The organism is Streptomyces sp. NPDC040432, assembly GCF_055595445.1.
In genome coordinates this window covers 595,179-614,512 of record NZ_JBVIVP010000003.1, presented here as the reverse complement: position 1 = coordinate 614,512, position 19,334 = coordinate 595,179, and the positions used below count along the sequence as shown (strand labels likewise).

At 72.1% G+C, this 19,334-nt stretch carries 21 protein-coding genes; 12 read left to right on the top strand and 9 right to left on the bottom strand.

Annotated elements, in window-relative coordinates; translation table 11 throughout:
- Positions 1-66: 66 nt before the first annotated feature.
- On the bottom strand, positions 67-726 hold the full coding sequence (locus ACZ58N_RS09880; RefSeq protein ID WP_471157432.1) for a pirin family protein: 660 nt from the start codon (positions 724-726) through the stop codon (positions 67-69).
- An 81-nt stretch (positions 727-807) separates the two neighbouring features.
- Here ACZ58N_RS09880 and ACZ58N_RS09875 point away from each other — a divergent pair, with 81 nt between their 5' ends.
- The 5 genes from ACZ58N_RS09875 (at position 808) to fabF (ending at position 5,700) form a co-directional block, all read left to right on the top strand.
- The gene (locus ACZ58N_RS09875) at positions 808-2,019 is read left to right on the top strand and encodes a PucR family transcriptional regulator (protein ID WP_471157431.1); all 1,212 of its coding nucleotides are present in this window, start codon (positions 808-810) and stop codon (positions 2,017-2,019) included.
- Between the two features lie 89 nt (positions 2,020-2,108).
- The gene (locus ACZ58N_RS09870) at positions 2,109-3,026 is read left to right on the top strand and encodes an ACP S-malonyltransferase (protein ID WP_471157430.1); all 918 of its coding nucleotides are present in this window, start codon (positions 2,109-2,111) and stop codon (positions 3,024-3,026) included.
- A gap of 19 nt (positions 3,027-3,045) precedes the next feature.
- Positions 3,046-4,050, top strand: a complete 1,005-nt coding sequence (locus ACZ58N_RS09865) for a beta-ketoacyl-ACP synthase 3 (protein WP_471157429.1) — start codon at positions 3,046-3,048, stop codon at positions 4,048-4,050.
- Between the two features lie 55 nt (positions 4,051-4,105).
- Complete coding sequence (locus ACZ58N_RS09860) at positions 4,106-4,354, top strand: acyl carrier protein (RefSeq protein ID WP_471157427.1); 249 nt, start codon at positions 4,106-4,108, stop codon at positions 4,352-4,354.
- Positions 4,355-4,434: 80 nt separating this feature from the next.
- Positions 4,435-5,700 carry a beta-ketoacyl-ACP synthase II gene (fabF, locus tag ACZ58N_RS09855; protein WP_471157426.1) on the top strand — a complete coding sequence of 422 codons (1,266 nt, stop codon included), beginning with the start codon at positions 4,435-4,437 and terminating at the stop codon, positions 5,698-5,700.
- An 82-nt stretch (positions 5,701-5,782) separates the two neighbouring features.
- On the opposite strand, the gene ACZ58N_RS09850 is transcribed toward fabF, so the two are convergent.
- The gene (locus tag ACZ58N_RS09850) at positions 5,783-6,277 is read right to left on the bottom strand and encodes a DUF3145 domain-containing protein (RefSeq protein ID WP_471157425.1); all 495 of its coding nucleotides are present in this window, start codon (positions 6,275-6,277) and stop codon (positions 5,783-5,785) included.
- 248 nt (positions 6,278-6,525) lie between these two features.
- On the opposite strand from ACZ58N_RS09850, the gene ACZ58N_RS09845 reads away from it, so the two are divergent.
- A complete protein-coding gene (locus ACZ58N_RS09845; protein WP_471157424.1) occupies positions 6,526-7,425 on the top strand; it encodes an SGNH/GDSL hydrolase family protein in 900 nt (299 codons plus the stop codon).
- A 186-nt stretch (positions 7,426-7,611) separates the two neighbouring features.
- Here the strand turns inward: ACZ58N_RS09845 and ACZ58N_RS09840 are convergent, their stop codons facing one another.
- Positions 7,612-10,062, bottom strand: coding sequence for a beta-glucosidase (locus ACZ58N_RS09840; protein ID WP_471157579.1), 2,451 nt, complete (start codon positions 10,060-10,062; stop codon positions 7,612-7,614).
- A gap of 220 nt (positions 10,063-10,282) precedes the next feature.
- On the opposite strand from ACZ58N_RS09840, the gene ACZ58N_RS09835 reads away from it, so the two are divergent.
- From ACZ58N_RS09835 to ACZ58N_RS09825, 3 genes are all read left to right on the top strand, one after another.
- Complete coding sequence (locus ACZ58N_RS09835; protein WP_471157577.1) at positions 10,283-10,864, top strand: TetR/AcrR family transcriptional regulator; 582 nt, start codon at positions 10,283-10,285, stop codon at positions 10,862-10,864.
- Between the two features lie 61 nt (positions 10,865-10,925).
- A complete protein-coding gene (locus ACZ58N_RS09830) occupies positions 10,926-11,870 on the top strand; it encodes an endonuclease/exonuclease/phosphatase family protein (RefSeq protein WP_471157423.1) in 945 nt (314 codons plus the stop codon).
- The gene (locus tag ACZ58N_RS09825; RefSeq protein ID WP_471157421.1) at positions 11,867-12,601 is read left to right on the top strand and encodes a carbon-nitrogen hydrolase family protein; all 735 of its coding nucleotides are present in this window, start codon (positions 11,867-11,869) and stop codon (positions 12,599-12,601) included. The genes ACZ58N_RS09830 and ACZ58N_RS09825 overlap by 4 nt, the downstream gene beginning before the upstream one ends.
- Positions 12,602-12,727: 126 nt before the next feature.
- On the opposite strand, the gene ACZ58N_RS09820 is transcribed toward ACZ58N_RS09825, so the two are convergent.
- A complete protein-coding gene (locus tag ACZ58N_RS09820; RefSeq protein WP_471157419.1) occupies positions 12,728-13,084 on the bottom strand; it encodes a winged helix-turn-helix transcriptional regulator in 357 nt (118 codons plus the stop codon).
- A 97-nt stretch (positions 13,085-13,181) separates the two neighbouring features.
- On the opposite strand from ACZ58N_RS09820, the gene ACZ58N_RS09815 reads away from it, so the two are divergent.
- Positions 13,182-14,081: an NAD(P)-dependent oxidoreductase gene (locus ACZ58N_RS09815; protein WP_471157417.1), complete on the top strand. Its 900-nt coding sequence runs from the start codon at positions 13,182-13,184 to the stop codon at positions 14,079-14,081.
- Positions 14,082-14,105: 24 nt separating this feature from the next.
- Here the strand turns inward: ACZ58N_RS09815 and ACZ58N_RS09810 are convergent, their stop codons facing one another.
- From ACZ58N_RS09810 to ACZ58N_RS09800, 3 genes are all read right to left on the bottom strand, one after another.
- On the bottom strand, positions 14,106-14,939 hold the full coding sequence (locus ACZ58N_RS09810; RefSeq protein WP_471157415.1) for an EI24 domain-containing protein: 834 nt from the start codon (positions 14,937-14,939) through the stop codon (positions 14,106-14,108).
- Positions 14,940-15,007: 68 nt separating this feature from the next.
- Positions 15,008-15,430, bottom strand: a complete 423-nt coding sequence (locus ACZ58N_RS09805) for an organic hydroperoxide resistance protein (RefSeq protein ID WP_471157414.1) — start codon at positions 15,428-15,430, stop codon at positions 15,008-15,010.
- Between the two features lie 65 nt (positions 15,431-15,495).
- Positions 15,496-16,518, bottom strand: a complete 1,023-nt coding sequence (locus ACZ58N_RS09800; protein WP_471157412.1) for an NADP-dependent oxidoreductase — start codon at positions 16,516-16,518, stop codon at positions 15,496-15,498.
- Positions 16,519-16,634: 116 nt separating this feature from the next.
- Here ACZ58N_RS09800 and ACZ58N_RS09795 point away from each other — a divergent pair, with 116 nt between their 5' ends.
- Positions 16,635-17,057, top strand: coding sequence for a MarR family winged helix-turn-helix transcriptional regulator (locus ACZ58N_RS09795; RefSeq protein ID WP_389708941.1), 423 nt, complete (start codon positions 16,635-16,637; stop codon positions 17,055-17,057).
- Between the two features lie 12 nt (positions 17,058-17,069).
- Here the strand turns inward: ACZ58N_RS09795 and ACZ58N_RS09790 are convergent, their stop codons facing one another.
- Positions 17,070-17,807, bottom strand: a complete 738-nt coding sequence (locus ACZ58N_RS09790) for an SCO2400 family protein (protein ID WP_471157410.1) — start codon at positions 17,805-17,807, stop codon at positions 17,070-17,072.
- A 78-nt stretch (positions 17,808-17,885) separates the two neighbouring features.
- On the opposite strand from ACZ58N_RS09790, the gene ACZ58N_RS09785 reads away from it, so the two are divergent.
- Positions 17,886-18,482, top strand: a complete 597-nt coding sequence (locus tag ACZ58N_RS09785; protein WP_471157409.1) for a hypothetical protein — start codon at positions 17,886-17,888, stop codon at positions 18,480-18,482.
- Positions 18,483-18,554: 72 nt separating this feature from the next.
- On the opposite strand, the gene ACZ58N_RS09780 is transcribed toward ACZ58N_RS09785, so the two are convergent.
- Positions 18,555-19,259, bottom strand: a complete 705-nt coding sequence (locus tag ACZ58N_RS09780; RefSeq protein ID WP_471157408.1) for an esterase/lipase family protein — start codon at positions 19,257-19,259, stop codon at positions 18,555-18,557.
- Positions 19,260-19,334: the final 75 nt, after the last annotated feature.

Genomic DNA, 19,334 nt, shown 5'->3' with positions numbered 1-19,334 from the left:
GCCTGTCGTCAAAGTCCCGTCGTCGCCCGCGAGGCAGACGGGAGTTCGACGACCGGCCCTAGGGCCTCACAGCGGCAGCTCCCAGATCAGCAGCTCCCCCGGGGAGCCCGCGGTGACCTCCAGGCCCTTCTCGCCGGTGATCCGCGCCGAGTCCCCGGGGCCCAGCTCCTCCCCGTCGAGCCGCAGGTCCCCCCGGACGACGTGCAGGTAGACGCGCTCCGCGTCCGGTACGGCCACCCGCTGGCCCGCGGCCGGCCGCCGGACGTGCAGCACGGCTCCGGCCGCCGGTACCTCGTACGGGGTGCCGTCCGCCAGGCCTCGCACCAGCTCGTACGAGGGCTCACCGCCGGCGGTGAGCGGCGCCAGCCACGTCTGTACGAACCTCAGCGGCGCGACCCCGTCGTTGCGCTCCACGTGCCGGGCCCCGGACGCGGCGCCGAGCCGCTGCACGTCACCGGGGCGCACCAGACCCGTGTCGCCGCTGACGCCGTCCCGGTGGGTGAGCTCGCCCTCGATCACCCAGGTGACGATCTCGGTGTTGCTGTGGGGGTGCTCGTCGAAGCCCGCGCCGGGCGCGAGGCGTTCCTCGTTGCAGGCGAGCACCGGGCCGAAGCGGATGTTGTCCGGGTCGTAGAAGGACCCGAAGGAGAAGGCGTGCCCGGTGGTGATCCCGGCGCCCGGATCCCCTCCCGCGTACCGGTCGGCGGCTCGGCGTACATCAATCATGGTGGCCACCGTAGCCCGAGGGGTGGGACGGGGCGCGGGACCGGAGTCCGCGCCGGGGCGCCGATAAGGCAGTCTTGTCCCGTGCCCCAACCCGAACGTGAGCAGTCACCCGACATCCGTCCCGCGCATCCGGCCCATCCGCACGCCGCGACGCTGCGCCGGCTGGAGAAGTCGTCCGGCCGGCTCGCCGCCAACGCCATCGCGCGCATGGACGAGACCCTTCCGTGGTACCGGGCGATGCCGCCGGAGAACCGCTCGTGGATCGGTCTGGTCGCCCAAGCCGGCATCGCCGCGTTCACGGAGTGGTTCCGGCACCCCGAGACGCCCCAGGCGATCTCCACCGACGTGTTCGGGACGGCTCCGCGGGAGCTGACCCGGGCGATCACCCTGCGGCAGACCGTCGAGATGGTGCGGACGACGATCGAGGTCATGGAGACCGCGATCGACGAGGTCGCGGCGCCCGGCGACGAGTCGATCCTGCGCGAGGCCCTGCTGGTGTACGCCCGGGAGATCGCCTTCGCGACCGCCCAGGTGTACGCGCAGGCCGCCGAGGCGCGCGGGGCGTGGGACGCCCGCCTGGAGTCCCTCGTGGTGAACGCGGTGCTGTCGGGCGAGGCCGACGAGGGCGCCCTGTCGCGGGCCGCCGCGCTCGGCTGGAACTCGCCGGAGCACGTGTGCGTGGTGCTGGGCACGGCGCCGGACGGGGACAGCGAGCTGACGGTCGAGGCGATCCGGCGTGCGGCCCGCCACCACAAGTTGCAGGTGCTCACGGGGGTGCTCGGCGACCGTCTCGTGGTGATCGCCGGTGGCAGCGACAACCCGATGCAGGTGGCGAAGTCGCTGATCGGGCCGTTCGCGGCCGGTGCGGTGGTGGCGGGGCCGGTGGTCCCGGACCTGCTGAACGCGACGAAGTCCGCGCAGGCGGCGGCGGCCGGCCTGAAGGCCTGCACGGCGTGGCAGGACGCGCCCCGACCGGTCCTGGCGGACGATCTCCTGCCGGAACGCGCGATCGCGTCGGATCCCTCGGCCAGGGAGCAGCTGGTGGAGGAGATCTACAGACCGCTGGAGGAGGCGGGCTCCGCTCTGCTGGAGACGCTGAGCGTCTATCTGGAGCAGGCGAGCAGCCTGGAGGGGGCCGCACGGATGCTGTTCGTGCACCCCAACACGGTGCGCTACCGGCTCCGACGTGTGACCGACGTCACCGGATGGTCACCGTCCGATGTCCGCTCGGCGTTCACACTGCGAATCGCCCTGATCCTGGGGCGTCTGGCCGACGGGGATCCGCAGTCCTAGACTTTTGTCGGACATCAACAATTACCCCGACGGTTCTTCGTCCCTGTCCCCACGGGCGGCAGGGACCATCCACAAGAGAGAGTGTGAGGGTGCTCGTACTCGTCGCTCCAGGCCAAGGCGCTCAGACGCCCGGCTTCCTGACTCCCTGGCTCGAACTTCCCGGCGCCGCAGACCGCGTCGCCGGCTGGTCGGACGCCATCGGGCTCGACCTTGCCCACTACGGCACGAAGGCCGACGCGGAGGAGATCCGCGACACGGCCGTGGCACAGCCGCTGCTCGTCGCGGCGGGTCTGCTGTCCGCTTCCGCGCTCGGCGCGTCCTCGGCCTTCGGTGCCGTGGCGGGCCACAGCGTCGGCGAGATCACCGCGGCCGCGGTCGCGGGCGTGCTGTCCGACGCGGACGCCCTGTCGTTCGTCCGTACCCGCGGTCTGGGCATGGCCGACGCGGCAGCCGTCACCGAGACCGGCATGGCAGCCGTCCTCGGCGGCGACCAGGACGTGGTGGTCGCACATCTGGAGAAGCTGGGGTTGACCCCGGCCAACATCAACGGAGCGGGCCAGATCGTGGCCGCCGGTACCGTCGAGCAGATCGCCGCCCTGGTGGACGAGAAGCCCGAAGGCTCCATGAAGGTCGTCGCCCTCAAGGTCGCGGGCGCCTTCCACACGCACCACATGGCCCCCGCGGTCGCCGAGCTGGAGAAGGCCGCCCAGGCCCTCACGCCGGCCGACCCGGTCCTGAAGTACGTGTCGAACAGGGACGGCCTCGTCATCGATTCGGGCGCCGACGTCGTCGCCCGCCTGGTCGGCCAGGTCGCGAACCCGGTCCGCTGGGACCTGTGCATGGAGACGTTCGCCTCGCTGGGCGTTTCCGGGATCGTCGAGCTGTGCCCCGGTGGCACGCTGACGGGTCTCGCCAAGCGCGCCCTCAAGGGTGTGCCGAGCGTGGCCCTGAAGACGCCGGACGATCTCGAAAAGGCCGCGGCGCTCCTCGCCGAGCACGCGGCCTGAGAGAAGGAGCCCACACAGCATGTCCAAGATCAAGCCGGCCAAGGGCTCCCCGTACGCCCGCATCCTGGGTGTCGGCGGCTACCGTCCGACCCGTGTGGTGCCCAACGAGGTCATCCTGGAGACGATCGACTCGTCCGACGAGTGGATCCGGTCCCGGTCCGGCATCGCCACGCGGCACTGGGCCGGTCCGCACGAGACGGTCGCCCAGATGTCGGTGGAGGCGTCCGGGAAGGCGCTGGCCGATGCCGGGATCGCTCCGGAGCAGATCGGCGCCGTGATCGTCTCGACGGTCTCGCACTTCAAGCAGACCCCGGCCGTGGCGACGGAGATCGCACACCGCGTCGGCGCGGTGAAGCCCGCCGCGTTCGACATCTCCGCGGGCTGTGCCGGTTTCGGCTACGGCCTGACCCTCGCCAAGGGCATGGTGGTCGAGGGATCGGCCCAGTACGTCCTCGTCATCGGCGTGGAGCGGCTTTCGGACCTGACCGACCTGGAGGACCGCGCGACGGCCTTCCTGTTCGGTGACGGTGCGGGTGCCGTGGTGGTGGGTCCGTCGGACGAACCGGCCATCGGCCCCACGGTGTGGGGTTCGGAGGGCGACAAGTCCGAGACCATCAAGCAGACCGTGCCGTGGGACGAGTACCTCGGCAAGGGTGCCGGGGAGAAGTTCCCGGCCATCACGCAGGAGGGTCAGGCGGTCTTCCGCTGGGCCGTCTTCGAGATGGCCAAGGTGGCCCAGCAGGCGCTCGACGCCGCCGGGATCACCGCGGAAGACCTGGACGTCTTCATTCCGCACCAGGCGAACATGCGGATCATCGACTCGATGGTGAAGACTCTGAAGCTGCCGGAACACGTCACGGTCGCCCGTGACGTGGAAACCACCGGCAATACGTCGGCCGCCTCGATTCCGCTCGCTATGGAGCGGCTCCTGGCGACCGGAGCGGCGAAGAGCGGCGACACCGCGCTCGTCATCGGCTTCGGGGCGGGACTCGTATACGCCGCGACGGTCGTTACCCTCCCCTAGGGTCGGAATCCGTTCCGCCCCTGATCAACCCATTCAGCTATAGAAGGAGCGCCACATGGCCGCCACCCAGGAAGAGATCGTCGAAGGTCTCGCCGAGATCGTCAACGAGATCGCCGGCATCCCGCAGGAGGACGTGCAGCTCGACAAGTCCTTCACCGACGACCTGGACGTCGACTCCCTGTCCATGGTCGAGGTCGTCGTCGCCGCCGAAGAGCGCTTCGACGTCAAGATCCCGGACGAGGACGTCAAGAACCTCAAGACGGTCGGCGACGCCGCGAACTACATCCTGAAGAACCAGGCCTAAAGCCTGCCGAGCGTTTGTCGCCACCTGGCGGTGGCGCCGTGACAATTCAGCACCCCCTGAGACGTGGAGAAAGAATTCCTGTGAGCCCGACCAATCGCACCGTGGTCGTCACCGGTATCGGCGCAACCACTCCGCTGGGTGGCGACAGCGCTTCGACCTGGGAAGGCCTGCTCGCCGGCCGGTCCGGTGTCACGCCCCTGGAGGGCGAGCGGTTCGCCGAACTCCCGGTCCGCATCGCCGCGCAGGCAGCCGTGGATCCGAGCGAGGTACTGCCCCGCCCCCTGGCCCGCAAGCTCGACCGTTCGGCGCAGTTCGCCGTCATCGCCGCCCGTGAGGCATGGGCCGACGCCGGCTACACCGCTCCGGCGGGCGAGGACGACTCGATCGTTCCCGAGCGCCTGGGCACCGTGATCGCCTCCGGTATCGGCGGCGTCACCACCCTGCTCGACCAGTACGACGTCCTGAAGGAAAAGGGTGTGCGCCGGGTCTCCCCGCACACCGTCCCCATGCTCATGCCGAACGGCCCGTCGGCGAACGTCGGTCTTGAGGTCAACGCCCGCGCCGGTGTGCACACCCCGGTCAGCGCGTGCGCGTCGGGCGCCGAGGCCATCGGCTACGCCGTCGAGATGATCCGTACGGGCCGTGCCGACGTGGTCGTCGCGGGCGGCACGGAGGCGGCGATCCACCCGCTGCCCATCGCCGCGTTCGCCAACATGATGGCGATGTCGAAGAACAACGAGGACCCGACCGGCGCCTCCCGTCCGTACGACAAGGGCCGTGACGGCTTCGTCCTCGGCGAGGGCGCGGGCGTCGTGGTGCTGGAGTCCGCGGAGCACGCCGCGAAGCGCGGTGCCCGCGTCTACTGCGAGGTGCTGGGCCAGGGCCTGTCCGCGGACAGCCACCACATCGCGCAGCCGGAGCCGACGGGCCGCGGTGTCGCGGCCGCGGTGCAGAACCTGCTCGACAACACCGACCTGGACCCGTCCGAGCTGGTGCACCTGAACGCGCACGCCACGTCGACCCCGCAGGGCGACACGGCCGAGCTGAAGGCCCTGCGCAAGGTCCTGGGCGACGACCTCGACCACATCGCGATCTCCGCGACCAAGTCGATGACCGGTCACCTGCTGGGCGGCGCGGGCGGCATCGAGACGGTCGCGACCGTCCTGGCGCTGTACCACCGGATCGCCCCGCCGACGATCAACGTCACCGAGCTGGACGACGACATCGACGCGGACATCGTGCGCGGTGAGCCGCGCAAGCTGCCCGTCGACGGCCCGATCTCGGCGATCAACAACTCCTTCGGCTTCGGCGGCCACAACGTGACGCTCGCGTTCCGTTCCGTCTGACCGGAGTCCCGTACGACGTGAAGGGCCCCGCCCGGCTTCTGCCGGGCGGGGCCCTTCTCGTACCGGCTCGTCGCCGGTGGTGTCAGACGACCTGGTGGAGCCAGCGGACCGGGGCGCCCTCACCGGCGTACCGGAAGGGTTCCAGTTCGTCGTCCCAGGGCTTCCCGAGGAGCTTGGCGATCTCGGCTTCCAGGTTGGTCTCGCCTCGGACGGACCGGGCGAGGGCGGCGCGCAGGCGGTCCTCGGGGATCAGGATGTCGCCGTGCATGCCGGTGACGGCGTGGAAGATGCCGAGGTCCGGCGTGGAGCTGTAGCGCTCGCCCTCGGCGGTCGGACAGGGTTCGGCGGTCACTTCGAAGCGGAGCAGGTGCCAGCCGCGCAGCGCGGAGGCGAGTTTCGAGGCGGTGCCCGCCTCGGCCTGCCAGGAGAACTCGGCTCTCCAGGTGCCGGGGGAGGCGGGCTGACGGATCCAGTCGAGGTTCACCCGCACCCCGAGCACGCCCGCCACGGCCCATTCCACGTGCGGGCAGAGCGCACGCGGTGCGGAATGCACGTACAGAACTCCACGTGTCGTCACCGGGACCTCCAGTGTGGGACGAGGTCGGGAATAAACTCCAGAAAACGGACAGTATGTGACGTGATGTAATGTAACGGAAATTATTTGACATTGCGCATCGGCAGAGGCGGCCGAAACGCCACGGGAAAAAGCTACCGTGCGCCAGGGGTCGTGGTGTGACGTACGGTCGCTCCGAGGCCGGTAAACACAGAGCATTCACTCAGCAGGACGCCCCTGGAGCACAAGGGGCGACGAGGGAGGACCACCCCATGCGCACCACCGCTCCGCGCCGCCGCGCGCGCCGCACCCTCGCGGGCGCGGGCGTGGCGGTGGCCCTCCTGGCCGCGTCCGTCACGGCGTGCGAGGAGAGCGGTCCGGCGGACGGGGGCGAGCGGGGGGCGCAGGCCGCCGCGCCGCGCTGGAACACCGCTCCCACGTCGATCGCCGCCGTCGGCGATTCCATCACCCGCGGGTTCGACGCCTGTTCGGTGCTGGCGGACTGCCCGGAGGCGTCCTGGGCGACCGGCAACGACCCCCTGGTCCGCTCCCTCGCCGCCCGGCTGCTCGGCGAGGCGCAGGCGCCCGCGCGCAGCTGGAACCTCGCGGTGACCGGCTCCCGGATGGCGGACCTGTCGGCGCAGCTGACGGCGGCGGCAGCGCACAAGCCCGACCTGGTCACGGTGATGGTCGGCTCGAACGACGCCTGCCGGCCGACCGCTTCGTCGATGACTCCGGTGGCGGAGTTCCGCGACGGGTTCGACAAGGCCCTCAAGGAACTGCGGGCGGCGTCCCCCACCTCGCAGGTCTACGTGTCCTCCGTGCCCGACCTCCAGCGGCTGTGGGAGCAGGGCAAGGACAGCCCGATGGTCCGACAGATCTGGAAGCTGGGGATCTGTCAGTCCATGCTTGCCGAACCGCTGTCGGCGACCTCGGGGGCCACGGCCCGCCGGGAACAGGTGCGGGCGCGGGTGGTCGAGTACAACGAGGTGCTGCGCGAGGTGTGCGGGAAGGACGCGCTGTGTCGCTACGACGGCGGCGCCGTGTTCCAGTACCCGTTCTCGGCCGATCAGTTGAGCCACTGGGACTGGTTCCACCCGGGCAGGAACGGGCAGGCGCGGCTCGCCGAACTGGCGCACCGGCAGGTGACGGCGGCGGAGCCACCGCGTTGACGCGAGGGACCGGAGGCGGGTGTCAGGGCCCGCCTCCGGTCCGTTCCGGGGCCGCGCGAGGGTCGACTTCAGGCCATCCGGCCCTCCGGCGTGTCGCACGGCGGTTCGCGGCGCTCCGCGTCGGGTCGTCAGATCATCCGACGACGGATTCCGCGACGGCGGGCCGGCTGATCGCGCGTCGGCGGATCACGGCAGGTCGAGCGTGACCGTCAGCCGCGTGTCGGTGTGCGAGTGGCTCGCCCGGACCTCGTAGCGGCCGCCGATCCGCCGCCGGCCGCGGGCCTCCTCGTCCCAGATCTCGAAGGCGCGGGCGGGCAGGGCGATCTCCACCTCGACGCTCTCCCCGGGCCCGGCCTCGACGCCCGCGAAGCCGGCCAGCCAACTGGCGGGACGCTCCGCGCCGTCGGCGACGGGCGCCAGGTAGACCTGGACGACCTCGCGGCCCGGCCGGCTGCCGGTGTTGGTGAGGCGGACCCGGACGGCCTCGGGGCCGGCGTGCAGCGACTCGTACGCCCAGTCCGTGTAGCCGAGCCCGTGCCCGAAGGGGTAGGCGGGGACGACGGAGCCGGCCTCGTAGGCGCGGTAACCGATGAGGAGCCCCTCCGTGTACTCCAGGGTCCCCCCGTCGGGGATCACCTCGGTGACGGGCGCGTCGGCGAGGGCGGCGGGCCAGGTGGTGGGCAGGCGCCCGCCGGGCTCGGCGTCCCCGAGGAGCACGTCGGCCAGCGCGGCCCCGCCCTCCTGACCGGGGAACCAGGTCAGCAGGACGGCGGCGACCTCCTCGCGCCAGGGCAGCTCCACCGGCGAGCCCGCGTTGACCACGACCACGGTGTTCGGGTTCACGGCGGCGACGGCGCGCACGAGGTCGTCCTGGCGGCCCGGCAGGGCGAGGTCCTCGCGGTCGAAGCCCTCGGACTCGACCCGCTCGGTGGTGGCGACGACCACGATGGCGGTGTCGGCGGCCCGGGCGACTTCCACGGCCTCGGCGATCAGTTCGTCGGCGTCCCGCCGGGGCCCGGTGTGGAGCAGCGAGAACATGATCGCCTTGAGGGACACCGCCCCCATGTCGGGGACCCGGTAGGTCAGCGCCACCTCCACGGGGCGGTCCTCCGCGAGGTGGATCCGGCCGCGCTCGCTGGGCGCGCCGAAGAAGGCCTCGAAGGGGTCGGCCTCGTTGCCCAGTTCCTGGACGCCCTCCCACAGGAGGGTTCCGTCGACGGAGAGGGCGAAGGCGCCGAGACCGCGAGTGCCGAAGGAGTGCTCGCCGCTCTCGCGCGGCACGAAGGTCCCGGTGACCTCGATGGTCGCCATGGTCGCGTACGAGACGCCCGCGGGCAGGTCGTCGCCGATCCACTGGACCTGGCCGCTCGGCAGGCTGCCCTCGCCGAGAACGGCGCCGGAGGCGTCCCGGCACACGGCCCGCAGGGTGAAGCCCTTGTCGGCGGGGACGAGCTCCTCGCTCGGGTCGGCGCCGACCGCGAAGGTCAGGGCGCCTTCCGGGAGGGCCGCGGTGAGACCGTCGAGCGGCGGGATCAGCCGCTCGGGGAACACGGTGGCGCTGCCGCCGCCGAGGATGCGCGCGTCGCGGGCGGCGGCGCCGAGCAGGGCGACCGTGCGGCCCCCGCCCGCCGCGAGCGGCAGCACGCCGCCCTCGTTGCGCACGAGGACGAAGCCGCGGGCCGCGATCTCCCGGGCCAGGGCCTGCCCGTCCACGGGGTCCGGCAGCTCGGTGACGGCGGGCGGGGCGCCCTCCAGGGCGCCGACGCGGGCGGCGAGCCGCAGCACGTTGCGTACGGCGTCGTCCACGGCGGACTCGGGGACCTCGCCGGCCCGGACGGCCCCGGCGAGGGCGGGCCCGTAGACGGTGTCGGGGCCGGGCATGGCGACGTCGAGGCCGCCGAGGATGTCGCCGGTGGTGGAGCGGGCCGCCATCCAATCGGAGACGTTGCAGCCGTCGAAGCCCCACTCGTCGCGCAGGACCTCGTTCACCAGGTACGTGTTCTCGGTCATCGAGATGCCGTTGACACGGTTGTAGGAGGTCATGATCCCCCACGGGTGGGCGTTGGTCACGATGGCCTCGAAGGGCGCCAGGTACAGCTCGCGCAGCGCGCGGGGGGCGATGACGCAGTCGACGGTGAAGCGTTCGGTCTCCGCGTCGTTGCCGACGAAGTGCTTGACGGTGGTGCCGACCCCGCCGTCCTGGACTCCGTTGACGTAGCCGCTGCCGATCTCCCCGGTCAGGTACGGGTCCTCGGAGTAGCACTCGAAGTGGCGGCCGCCGAGCGGCGAGCGGTGCAGGTTGACGGTGGGCGCCAGCAGGACGTGGACGCCCTTGCGGCGGGCCTCCTGCGCGAGGAGCCGGCCCGCCCGGCGGGCGAGGTCGGGGTCCCAGGACGCGGCCAGGGCCGTCGGTGAGGGCAGGGCGATCGACGGGTCGTCGGCGGTCCAGCGCACGCCGCGGACGCCGATGGGGCCGTCGGACATGATCAGCGAGCTCAGGCCGATCTCGGGAAGGGCGGGCAGGGACCACATGTCCTGACCGGCCAACAGGCGGGCCTTGGTGTCGAGGTCCAGTTTGCCGAGTGCCGCTTCCACGGCCTCCTCGCGGACCCGGTCGCCGCTCGCGTCCCGGCTCAGGTCCCGGATCCCGTCCTGGGTCAGGTCGCCGTCCTGGGTCAGGTCGCCGTTCTCGGCAGCATCGGTCACGGCCGTGCCTCCTCATTGAGTGCGGTGCGGTGAGGGTGGGGTGGCCCCATCGTGGACCCGTTCCCTGGCGAACGGTAGGGTTCGTGATGGATTCGTGACATTGGAATGCCGTACGGTCCTGCTGGCGGCGAAAACGGAAGGGGTGCCGGCGATGGCCAGGGCGCGGAGCGAGGAGCGGCGCGGCGAGATCGTCCGCGCGGCGGTCGAGGTGATCGCGGAGCGGGGGTACCGGGGCGCCGCCCTGGGTGCGGTCGCCGAGCGCGTGGGCCTGACCCAACAGGGGCTGCTGCACTACTTCCCGACCAAGGAGTCCCTGCTCGTGGCGGTACTGGAGGAACGCGACCGCTGGGACACCGGGGGCGGCTCACGGGTCGCGGGCGGCGCCTGGCGGCTGGATCTGCTGGAGTCCCTCGTCGAGTACAACGCCATGCGGCCCGGCATCGTCCAGACCTTCTCCGCCCTGCTGGGCGAGAGCGTGACCGACGGCCACCCGGCCCGGGAGTTCTTCACCGAGCGCTACGCCCAGGTGCGCGGCGAGATGGCGGCCCTGCTGCGCACCGAGTTCGGGGAGCGACTCCCCTCGGGGCTGACCCCGGAGCAGGCCGCCCCCCTGCTGACGGCGGTCATGGACGGCCTCCAGTACCAGTGGCTGCTCGCCCCCGAATCGGTGGACATGCCCGCCGCGTTCCGCTCCTTCCTGACCCTGCTTCGGGGGCCGGGACCCACCAACTGACCTGGCCGGACGGGCGGATACCTTGATCGGCGACGAAGTCGTCCGAGAACGGGGAGTTTTCATGAGCACGTCCGGAGCACTGAAGAGGGGCGCGGGGGTACTGACCACCCTGCTGCTCGCCACCGGCCTGGGAGCGCCGTCCGCCACGGCCGCGACGACGCCGTTCCAGGTCATGTCCTGGAACATCTGCGGCTCGCAGCGCGCCACGTGGCACTGCGAGGGCACCGGAACGCCCCAGCAGAAGATCGACGTGGTGAAGGACCAGGTCCGGGACAAGGACGTGCGGGCCGTGCTGCTCCAGGAGCTGTGCGAGGACGACCTCACCTCCCTGATGGCCCAGTTGGGCCCGGGCTGGAGCAAGAGCTTCGCGCCGTACCAGTGGTCCCAGGGCGCCTCGGGGAAGTGGAACAGCCGGTGCGGCGAGGACAACGGGCGGGCCGACCGCATCGGCACCGCGATCGTCCTGAAGGGGCAGATGACGGACGCCCGGGAGTACCCGACGACGCAGCCGTACGTCGGCCAGCAGCGCCCCTTCCAGTGCGCGACGTCGGCGGAGCTGAAGGTCCGACTCTGCAACGTCCACCTCTCGCCCCTGGGCAGCAATCCGGAGCAGCCGACCTGGGACTACCGGGACGACCAGCTCAAGGAGATCAAGGCGATCGTGAACACCTTCCCGGGCACGGTCTTCGGCGGGGACTTCAACGCCCTCTCCCCCGACTCCACGAACCCCAAGGACGCCTGGGTGTGGCCCGCCGGCCTCTACGCCGCACGCCCCGAACTGGAGGGCGGCTACCGGGAGTGCGACCAGAGCGGCGCCGCACGCACCGGACGGGCCACGCACGGCTCCGGCGCGAAGATCGACTATCTCTTCAGCAGCGAGGTCCGACGCGGGTGCACGGTGATCGACTCGCCGTTCTCCGACCACCACGTCGTGATCGAGTCATTGGAGACGCGGTTCGTTCCGCAGCCGGGCAAGGCGGTCAAGCCGGGCGGGGAGGGCGTGTGAGGATCGCGGCGGCGCAGCTGAGCTGCGTCCCGGCGGACGTCGTCGCCAACGCCGCCCGTGCCGCCGGCCTCGCCGTCTGCGCCCGGGAACGGGGCGCCGAGCTGGTGGTGTTCCCGGAGTTCACGCTCACCGGCTACGAACTGGAGGCGCTCGCCGCCGATCCGGGCCTGTGGACCGCGGCCGACGATCCCCGCCTGGACCCGGTGCGCTCCGCGGGCATCGCGACCGCGGTCAACGTCGCGCTGCCCGCGGCCGACGGGGGCCGCCCCCTCATCGCGACGCTGGTCTACGGCGCGGACGGCGCGCTCCTGACCACGTACGCGAAGCAGCACCTCTACCAGCTGGAGCACGACGCCTTCCGGCCCGGCTCCGGTGACGGTCGCTTCGAACTCGGCGGCATCCCCTTCTCGTTGGGCGTCTGCTACGACAACCACTTCCCGGATCTGGCCGGCCGGGCGGCGGCCGACGGCTGCCGGGTGCACCTGGCGAGCACCCTGTACGGCTCGGGCGACGGGATCGCCGAGCGGGCCACCGTGTACCCGGGCATCGCGCGGGACCACGGTCTGTACGTGGTCCTCGCCAACCACGTCGGTCCGGCCGGGCGGTGGACCGGCTGCGGCCGGTCGGCCGTCTGGGCCCCGGGCGGAGCGCTGCTGGCCGAGGCGGGCGCCACGGAGGAGGGCGTGGTGACGGCGGAGATCCCCGCCGAGATGCCCCGCGCCACCGTCTGACGGGCCCGCCGAGGAGCCCGCCCGCGCCACCGGCCGCCCGACGGCGCCGCCTACCGGGCCCTCCGGGACGGGAACCCCCGTCCCGGAGGGCCCGGTCGGCGGTCGGCCCCGCACGTCGGGCCGCGGTCAGACGGGGACCGGCGCCACCGCGGGGGCCGGCAGGAGGTGCCGGGTGCCCCAGGCGCCCAGCGCCTCCAGGGCCGTGTTCAGCTCCTGGCCGAGCGGGGTCAGCGAGTACTCCACCCGGGGCGGGACCTCGTCGTACACCTCGCGGTGGACGATCCCGTCGGCCTCCAGCTCGCGCAGTTGCGCGGCGAGGACCTTTTCCGAGACGCCCGGGACCAGTCGGCGCAGCTCGCCGAAGCGGCGTCCCGGATGTTGGTCCAACTCCCACAGGAGCGAGACCTTCCACTTACCGTCGATCACCGACATCGCCGCGGCGATCCCGCAGTGATCCGCTCCGGGCCTGCGTGTCAGCGCCATCGCGCACCCCTCCCCACCTGCTCGCTCACTTCGGGGTAACCACCCACCCCGAAGTGCGTACTTGAGCGGTTCACCGCCTGCCACCAGGCTAAACCGCATGACCGACACGCACACGACGAAGACCCCGCTCACCCTCCTCGGCCTCGGCGCCATGGGAACCGTCCTCGCCCGCGCCTGGCTCGCCGCCGGGCATCCGCTCACCGTCTGGAACCGCACCGCCGCCAAGGCCGCCGCCCTGGCCCCCGAGGGCGCCCTGGTCGCCGAGGATCCCGCCCGAGCGGTCGCCGCGAGCGACCTGATCGTGCTCTGCCTGCTGGACGACAAGTCCATCGGCGCCACCCTCGACGGCGTCGACCTGACCGGCAAGGACCTGGTCAACCTCACCACCGGCACGCCCGCCGAGGGCCGGGCGCGGGCCGCCTGGGCGCAGGCCCGCGGTGCCCGCTTCCTGGACGCCGGAATCATGGGAACGCCGTCGATGATCGGTGGCCCGGAGGCCGGCGGCTACGTCTTCTACAGCGGCTCGCGCACCCTCTTCGACACCCACCGGGCCGCCCTGGAGGTCCCGGCCGGGGCCCGCTTCGTCGGTGAGGACCCGGGGCACGCGGCCCTGCACGACGTGGCGCTGCTCAGCGCGATGTACGGGCTGTTCGCGGGGATCTCGCACGCCTACGCCCTGATCGAGGGCGAGGACATCGCCCCCGCGAGCCTGTCCCCGCTGCTGTCCGAGTGGCTGGGCGCGATGGGATTCTTCGCCGGGAACGTCGCCGAGCGGCTGACCTCCGGGGACTTCACCTCCGGGGTGGAGTCCAACCTCGCGATGCAGGTCGCGGGAAGTGCGACCCTGCTGACGGCCGCCGCCGATCAGGGCGTCAGCGCCGAGCTGATCAGGCCGTACCTGGACCTGATGCGGGAGCGGCTGACCGCCGACCCGGCCGCCCACGCGGGCGAGGACACGACCGGGGCCCTCACCCTGCTGCGGCGCCGGGCGGCGTAACGGGACGCGGTCCCGTTCCGGGGGCTACGCGTAGGAGGAGGGCGGGGGGCCGAAGCCGGGGACCGGGGGTGCCTGGTCGGGCCCGCCCTTCCCGCCGGGCTCCCGCCCCGGCGTCTCCTCGTCGGCGCCGACGAGTTCGCGGGCCATCAGCGTCGCCCCGGCCACCGCGCCCGGCATCAGGAAGACGGCGACGAACGGGACGAGGAACGACAGGACCAGGGGCACGCCGAAGCCGAGGGCCAGCGCGCGGCGCCCGCGCAGCAGGGTCAGCTGCTCGTCGAGGTCCACCCGGCGCCGCTGGAGGGCGACGGAGGTGAGCTCCTGGGTGAGGAAGAAGCCGGAGACGCAGAAGCCGATCGCCGGGACGACGGTCTGCCCGAGCACCGGAACGAACCCGAGGGCGAACAGCAGGATGCCGAAGAGGGCCACCCGCAGGAGCAGCCGCAGGCTGTCGCGGGCGGAGATCCACAGGTCCTCCCACAGGGAGCGCCCCGATTCGGGGACCTCGCCGCCCTCGGTCCGGTCGACCTGCTCGGAGAGGGACTCGTAGAAGGGCTGGCCGACGAGCAGGGTCACCGCGGTGAAGGTGATGACCGCGAGGAACAGCCCGAGGGCGAAGACCAGGGCGGTCAGGGTGCCCCGGAAGATGTCGAGCCACGGCGAGGACCAGTCCGAGGCGAAGGGCGTCGCCCAGGCGGTGAAGTCGTCGGCGCCGTGGTACAGCCCGATCAGCGCGCCGATGTACAGCACCAGCGCGACGAGGCCCGGCAGCAGGCCGAAGCCCAGCCAGCGGCCGTGTCCGAACACCCATCGCTGTCCGGCCAGCAAGTACCGGAAGCCCCCCGCAAGATCACGCATGGGGCCAGTTTACGGCGAAGGCCGCACCCCTCCGGGAGGGGTGCGGCCTTCGCTGCGTTCGGCGGGGATCAGACGGCCAGCTCGACCGTGATGTTGCCGCGGGTCGCCTTGGAGTACGGGCAGACCTGGTGGGCCTTCTCGATGAGGTCCTTGGCGGTGGCGGCGTCCACGTTCGGGATCACGGCGGAGATCTTGACGATCAGGCCGAAGCCCTCGTCGTTCTTGCCGATGCCGACCTCGGCGGTGACGGTGGAGCCGGAGATGTCGGCGTTCTCGTTCTTCGCGACGACACCGAGGGCGCCCTGGAAGCAGGCGCTGTAGCCGGCGGCGAACAGCTGCTCGGGGTTGGTGCCCTCGCCGCTGCCACCGAGCTCCTTCGGCGGGTTCACGACGACGTCGAGCTTGCCGTCGGTGGTGGCGACGCGGCCGTCACGGCCGTTCTCGGCGGTGGCTACGGCGGTGTACGCGACGTCGGACTGGGTGATGGACATGAAAGCAAATCCTCCGGATGAATCGCCGTGATGCGCGCCCACGATCACGACGGTGTGGAGTGAGCCTAACCGGTGAAGGAAACGATCATCTTTCCGGTGTTCTCGCCGCGGAGCATTCCGAGGAAGGCCGAGGTCGCGTTCTCGACGCCCTCGACGACCGTCTCGTCGTAGCGGAGCTCGCCGGAGTTCAGCCAACCGGCCACGTCCTGGACGAACTGCTGCTGCAGGCCGGCGTGGTCGCCGACCAGGATGCCCTGGAGCCGCAGCCGCTTGCCGATGACCATCATCAGGTTGCGCGGGCCCGGTGCGGGCTCGGTGTCGTTGTAGCCGGCGATGGCACCGCAGAGGGTGGCGCGGCCGTGGACGTTCAGGGAGGAGATCGCGGCTTCCAGGTGGTCCCCGCCGACGTTGTCGAAGTACACGTCGATGCCTTCGGGGGCGGCCGCGCGCAGCTGCTCGGCCACGGGCCCGTTCTTGTAGTTGAAGGCGGCGTCGAAGCCGTACTTCTCCGTGAGGAGCGTCACCTTCTCGTCCGAGCCGGCGGAGCCGATCACCCGGGAGGCACCCTTGATCTTCGCGAACTGGCCGACGAGACCGCCGACGGCACCGGCCGCACCGGACACGAAGACGGCGTCGCCCTCCTTGAAGGAGGCGACCTCGAAGAGGCCCGCGTAGGCGGTCAGGCCCGGCATGCCGAGGACACCGAGGTAGGCGGAGAGGGGCGCGATCGAGGCGTCGACCTTGGTGGCGTGCTTCGCGTCGACGTCCGCGTACTCGCGCCAGCCCAGGTGGTGCAGGACGTGGTCACCGACCGCGAAGCCCTCGGCGGCGGAGGCGACGACCTCGCCGACCGCGCCGCCCTGCATCGGCTCGTCGAGCTGGAAGGGCGGAACGTAGGACTTGGTGTCGTTCATCCGACCCCGCATGTAGGGGTCGACGGACATGTGGAGGTTGCGGACCAGGACCCGGCCGGGGGCGGGCTCGGCGGACACCGGTACCTCGCGCAGGGCGAAGTCCTCGGCGACGGGCCAGCCCTGCGGGCGGCGGACGAGGTGCCATTCGCGGCTGACGGCAGGGATCTCGGACATGGGGCGCTCCTGATGACCTGGGGGTGGGACGGTGTCGCACCGGAAGTGCTTCACCACATGAAACAACCATGCAGCTGGATATTTCATGTTGTCAAGTAAATGGGTACGCTGTTGCCATGCCCAGTCGTCGCACAGACCCAGTGACCCTTGAGGTCGTCGAGCTCATCGGCGACGTCGTGGCCCGCTACCACATGGAGTACGAGGACGCCGCCGCGCGCCATCAGCTCACCGGGGCCCAGGCCCGGGTACTGGCACTGCTGTCGGTGGAGCCGCTGCCCATGCGGCGCATCGCGCAGAAGCTGCGCTGCGAGCCGTCCAACGTGACCGGCATCATCGACCGGCTGGAGACGCGCGGACTGGTCGAACGCCGCCCCGACCCGGCCGACCGGCGGGTGAAGCTGGCCGCGCCGACGGAAGAGGGCCTGCGGACCGCGGAGCGGCTGCGCGAGTCCCTGGACTTCGCCCGCGAACCCCTCTCCGGGCTGTCGCCCGACGAGCGCACGGCCCTGCGGGACCTGCTCAGGAGGATGCTGGGCTGACCGCCCGGCGACTCACCAGCAGAACAGCCAGCAGTCGTCGTCCTCGGTGGGCGTCGGCTTGGGGGTCGGCTTGGCCGGCTGGGTCTTCGTGGGCGAGGGCTGCGCCGGCTTCGACGTCGTGGAGGTGCTCGGCGCGGGCTGCGCCGGCTTCGAAGGGCGTACGGACGCCCCGGCGCTGCTCCGCGAGGGCTCCGGCTTCGCGGAGGCGGAGGTCTCCGCGCTCGACGGGGACACCGACGCGCTCGGCGACCCCGTGGGCCCGGCCGACTTCGTCGCGCCCGCGGTGGCCTTCGCCGTCCCGGCGACCCCGCCGGCCCGGGCCGAGGGCACCGCACCACCGCTCGGGGTCGGGGCCGGCACCGCCTGCTGCGGCTCCGCGTCGTCCTTCATGACGACCTGGCCGGCCCGGTCCACCCCCTCGTCCTCGGTCACGATCCGGGCCACGGCGATCGAACCGCCCGCCGCGAGGGCCAGTCCGAGGCCCACGGACAGCACGGTCCGCCGGGTCCGGCGGCGACCGTCGGCCCGCCGACGGGCACCGGCCCTGCCACCGTCCGGGCCGGACAGCACCACGAGCGAGTCGGCGTACACCTCCGACAGTGCGGCAGGTGGGCCGGAACCGGGCGGCGCGGCAGGGGGCACCGCCCCCGCGGTCGGGGCGGCGGGTATCAGGTGGGCGGCCGGAGTTCCGCAGCCGGCGCACGCGAGTGCGCCGTTGAGGTGCCTCCGACAGGCGTGGCAGTAGTCCATGGGGCCCGCAGGCTACGTGGTCGAACGCGACTTCCGCATCGCGGGTTCGTAAGGATCCTGTGTGGAATCTTTGCCTCCATGACTGCGAACCCGCGTCCCGGCACCCGTGCGGCCTTCGGCCCGGCCGCATTCCAGCTCGTCCTGCTCCGCAGGATGGCGGACTTCCAACCCGACCTCGCCGAGGAGGCCCGGCTGCGGATGGGCGCCGGTCACGCCGAGCAGCGCGAGGCGAACAAGCGCTGGCAGGCCATGGTTCGCTCGCCCCGCTCCCGCGGCGCCCTGACCCGCTACCGGTCCGTGCTCGGACCCCCGGAGTCGGTGGACCGGCGGACCATCGGCGACCTGGAGTGCGAGGCGCTGCTGTGGCGGCTCCCGCTCTGGCCCGAGCTGTGCTTCGAGGTGCTGGCCGCGCCGGACGGGGCGGTGTGGAACGAATGGCTGGTCCGGGCCCCGGGGGCGCCGGCGCCCGTCCTGGAGACGGCCGCCGACCTGCGGCCCTGGTCGGCGACGGTGGACGAGGTGGCGCGGGCCTTCGCCCCGGTGCGCCCCATGGAGGGCACCGCCCCGACGCGGTGGCGGCTGGCGTTCACGGCGTCGGGGCGGCCGTACGTGGCGGAGTTCACGTACGGGCTGCTCCAGCGGGTCACCGACGGCGGGGCGCCGGGAACGGGCTGAGGGGGCGGGGCGGCCCGGTCGGGGGCGCGGGAAGGGGCGCGCGCCCGGACGCGGGAGGAGCGCCGGGGCGCTTCAGGAGGCGAGGAAGGCGCGGACCCCCGCCGAGGTGGCCTCGTCGCCGAGCAGCTCGTTGTGGTCGAGGCAGCCGACCGGAGTGTTGACCGCGCCGGTGAGCGGGACGCTGCTGTCGGGGTTGACGATCTCGTCGCACTCCGACCAGAAGGTCGCGTACCGCACGTCACCCGGGGTCTCGTCCCCGGCGGCGAGGTTCTTCACGACGTAGGAGCCGGGGGTCATGTCCCGGCACGCCTGGTCCCACAGCGCGCACGCCCAGGCGGTGGAGGTGCCGTGGTTGGGGCCGGCCAGCGAGACCCAGCGCCCGACGCTCGCGCCACCGCCCCCGTACTTGACGTACCAGCGGCTGACGAGGGATCCGAAGGAGTGGCTGACGATGTCGACCCGGGCGGCGCCGGTCTGACGGCGGACCTGGTCGACGTAGGCGGCGAGCCGTCCGGAGAGGACCTCGTTGACGGACCGGTGGGTGTCGTAACCCCACGAGAAGAGCTCCGAGTCGGTGTACCCGTCGGCCTTCAGGTCCTCCCTGAGGGAGCCCCAGACGCCCGGGTCGGCGTTGTACCCGTGGACGAGGACCACCGGATTGCGGACGCCGACGGACGGACCGGCGGGGGTGCCGGTGGCCGCGTGGGCCGGCAGCGGCGCGAGCAGGGCGGCGCAGAGCGCCAGGAGCGCCAGGATCGTCTGGCGGGGCGTCAGCATCGGGTCCCCTTTACCTTGTTACGCGCCAGTAGCGCGGACGTGCGCGCATGGTGGTGCCTGTCGGTACAGAAATCC

Excerpts from the sequence above, each read along its gene's own strand:
- ACZ58N_RS09880 (WP_471157432.1), bottom strand. The coding sequence starts at position 726 with ATGATTGATGTACGCCGAGCCGCCGACCGGTACGCGGGAGGGGATCCG.
- ACZ58N_RS09865 (WP_471157429.1), top strand. The coding sequence starts at position 3,046 with ATGTCCAAGATCAAGCCGGCCAAGGGCTCCCCGTACGCCCGCATCCTG.
- ACZ58N_RS09860 (WP_471157427.1), top strand. The coding sequence starts at position 4,106 with ATGGCCGCCACCCAGGAAGAGATCGTCGAAGGTCTCGCCGAGATCGTC.
- ACZ58N_RS09845 (WP_471157424.1), top strand. The coding sequence starts at position 6,526 with ATGCGCACCACCGCTCCGCGCCGCCGCGCGCGCCGCACCCTCGCGGGC.
- ACZ58N_RS09835 (WP_471157577.1), top strand. The coding sequence starts at position 10,283 with ATGGCCAGGGCGCGGAGCGAGGAGCGGCGCGGCGAGATCGTCCGCGCG.
- ACZ58N_RS09830 (WP_471157423.1), top strand. The coding sequence starts at position 10,926 with ATGAGCACGTCCGGAGCACTGAAGAGGGGCGCGGGGGTACTGACCACC.
- ACZ58N_RS09820 (WP_471157419.1), bottom strand. The coding sequence starts at position 13,084 with ATGGCGCTGACACGCAGGCCCGGAGCGGATCACTGCGGGATCGCCGCG.
- ACZ58N_RS09815 (WP_471157417.1), top strand. The coding sequence starts at position 13,182 with ATGACCGACACGCACACGACGAAGACCCCGCTCACCCTCCTCGGCCTC.
- ACZ58N_RS09810 (WP_471157415.1), bottom strand. The coding sequence starts at position 14,939 with ATGCGTGATCTTGCGGGGGGCTTCCGGTACTTGCTGGCCGGACAGCGA.
- ACZ58N_RS09805 (WP_471157414.1), bottom strand. The coding sequence starts at position 15,430 with ATGTCCATCACCCAGTCCGACGTCGCGTACACCGCCGTAGCCACCGCC.
- ACZ58N_RS09800 (WP_471157412.1), bottom strand. The coding sequence starts at position 16,518 with ATGTCCGAGATCCCTGCCGTCAGCCGCGAATGGCACCTCGTCCGCCGC.
- ACZ58N_RS09795 (WP_389708941.1), top strand. The coding sequence starts at position 16,635 with ATGCCCAGTCGTCGCACAGACCCAGTGACCCTTGAGGTCGTCGAGCTC.
- ACZ58N_RS09790 (WP_471157410.1), bottom strand. The coding sequence starts at position 17,807 with ATGGACTACTGCCACGCCTGTCGGAGGCACCTCAACGGCGCACTCGCG.
- ACZ58N_RS09785 (WP_471157409.1), top strand. The coding sequence starts at position 17,886 with ATGACTGCGAACCCGCGTCCCGGCACCCGTGCGGCCTTCGGCCCGGCC.
- ACZ58N_RS09780 (WP_471157408.1), bottom strand. The coding sequence starts at position 19,259 with ATGCTGACGCCCCGCCAGACGATCCTGGCGCTCCTGGCGCTCTGCGCC.